Here is a 2,466-nt window from a genome sequence, read left to right on the forward strand (position 1 = left end):
CGTGCCGTATTACTTTTACGATTTCAACGGAAAGCTTTCCTATACCTTGTCGCCCAAAGACCGGCTATACCTGAGCGGCTACTATGGCAAGGATGTCGGCTCGCTCAAACTCTCCTCCGGACGTTTTGTAGCTGATTTTCAGTGGGGCAATGCGGCTGCCACCGCCCGCTGGAACCACCTCTTCACCGACAAACACTTTGTGGATGTAGCGGCGGTGCTCAGTAACTATGCCTTTGACTTTACCTGGGACTTTGGCGGCATCAGTACCCTGGTCGAGACGGGGGTGTGGGATTATTCGCTCAAAGCTGATTTTGTGTACACGCCCTCGGTGCGGCATCAATTGGAATACGGCCTTCACTATACCCGCCATACCCTGCGCCCCCGCACCGGCAGTGCCCAAACGGACGAAGGGGAATCCTTCTCCACAGATCGCCTGCTGGCCAAAACGGCCCACCAGGTAGCCGCATACCTGTCTGATAACTGGAACGTAACTGACCGCCTGTTGCTGAGCCTGGGTATACGGGGGAGTTATTTTGCCCAGGTAGGTCCCTTTACCTACTATACCTTTGACGAAAATGAACATGTGCTGGATTCTGTTCGGTATGGTGCAGGTGACCGCGTGAGAACGTTTCAGGCGCTGGAGCCGCGGCTGGCCCTCCGCTATACCTTGGGTGCGGTGACTTCGGTAAAAGCCAGCTATACCCGATCGGCCCAGTACCTGCACCTGGTGTCCAATGCCTATACCACGCTGCCGCTGGACGTATGGGTACCCAGTTCGGCCATCGTGGAGCCGCAGCGGGCCACCCAGTATGCCCTGGGCTATTTCCGAAGTCTGCAGGATAACATGTATGAAGCTTCGGCGGAAGTATATTACAAGGAGATGGAGAACCAACTCGAGTTCAGGGAAGGGTATGCGCCCGGCCCTTCTAACCGGAACATGGAATATGAGTTTGTAAAAGGAAGCGGCGAATCGTACGGGGTGGAGCTTTTCCTGCGGAAGAACTACGGAAACCTGCAGGGCTGGCTGGGCTACACCCTTTCCTATACGGACCGCATTTTTCTGGATCTGAACCAGGGGCGCTCCTTCCCTGCCCGCTTCGACAGGCGCCACGATGCTTCCCTGGTTGCTACCTACAAGTGTAGCCCGCGCTGGATCTTTGGCGGTAGTTTCGTGTATGGCACCGGTCAGGCCACGACCATGCCGGAAAGAAGGTATAGCATAGAAGGCAACATCCAATACCAATACGGTGACCGGAACAGTTTCCGGATGCAGCCTTTCCACCGGCTGGATTTGTCGGCTACGCTGGAAGGAAAAGCGCGGCGCAGGCTGCAGTCAAGCTGGACCTTTGCTATTTACAATGTGTATGGTCGCCGGAACCCCTTCCTGTACTTCATCGACAACGAAGGCCCGCCCTACAGCAGCGAAACCAAGGTACAGGCCAAGAAAATATCGCTTATCCCGTTCCCGCTGCCCGCTGTCACCTGGAATTTTAAATGGTAACTATATGCTAGGAAGATACTGCCTATACCTGCTCCTGTTTCTGCTTCTGGTTGCCTGCGAGGAGGACCTGACCCTGGAGATCCCGGAGGGGCAGGAACAGCTTGTCGTGGAAGGCCATATAGAGCAGGGCGCACCGCCCGTTGTCGTGCTCACCCGAAGTTTACCTGTTTTCGACGGCTTTGCTGCAGAAGATATAGCCAACAGCTTTGTGCATGATGCGCAGGTGATCGTAACGACTTCCGGCAAAAGCTATACCTTGAAAGAGCAGCCTTCCGTTAGCTTTTCCCCGGAGCTGAGGCGTTTGGTGTCAGAGCAGTACGGGATTCCGGAACAGCAACTGAACCTGGGAGGCCGTATTCTTTTCTATGTCTATACCTCGGATGAACTGGCAGGCGAAGTCGGGAAAAGCTACCAGTTGCGCATCAGTCACGAAGGCCGCGTGCTCACTTCCGCTACGACCATCCCGCAGCTCAACCCGATCGATTCCCTCTGGCTGGAGCCACACCCCGATCCGGATAAAGACAGCCTGCGCACGCTCTACTACCGCTACCGCGATCCCGATACATTGGGAAACAGTGTGCGTTATTTCACCAAACGAAACAGCGAACCCTTTTATCCCGGGTATTTTTCATCTGTTTTCACAGACGAGCTGATCAACGGAGCACAGGCGCTGGGTTACCCCCTTGATCGTGGGGAGCCCAGGGGAAAGGATCCGGTCCTGGATATTTACAGTTATTTCGGAAAAGGAGACACGATCGTGGTGCGGTGGGCCGCCATCGACCTGGCCCACTACCGTTTCTGGTATACCCTGGAAAATGAGCGAAACAACAACGGCAGCCCCATTGGCTCTCCCAACACCACCCGCTCCAATATTAACGGCGGGATAGGTATATGGGGCGGCTATGCGGTGACCTACCACCGGATCATAGTCAAGTAATCGACAGAATCAGGAATTGAAGTGGATA

The 2,466-nt window shown here is 54.9% G+C and carries 2 protein-coding genes; both read left to right on the forward strand.

Annotation, left to right across the window (positions count from 1 at the left end; all coding sequences use genetic code 11):
- On the forward strand, positions 1 to 1,501 hold a 1,501-nt coding region (locus OB13_RS19565; protein WP_461491869.1), incomplete at its 5' end, for a TonB-dependent receptor plug domain-containing protein.
- Positions 1,502 to 1,505: 4 nt separating this feature from the next.
- The gene (locus tag OB13_RS19570) at positions 1,506 to 2,438 is read left to right on the forward strand and encodes a DUF4249 family protein (RefSeq protein ID WP_461491870.1); all 933 of its coding nucleotides are present in this window, start codon (positions 1,506 to 1,508) and stop codon (positions 2,436 to 2,438) included.
- Positions 2,439 to 2,466 lie beyond the last annotated feature (28 nt).

The organism is Pontibacter sp. HJ8, from assembly GCF_054824225.1.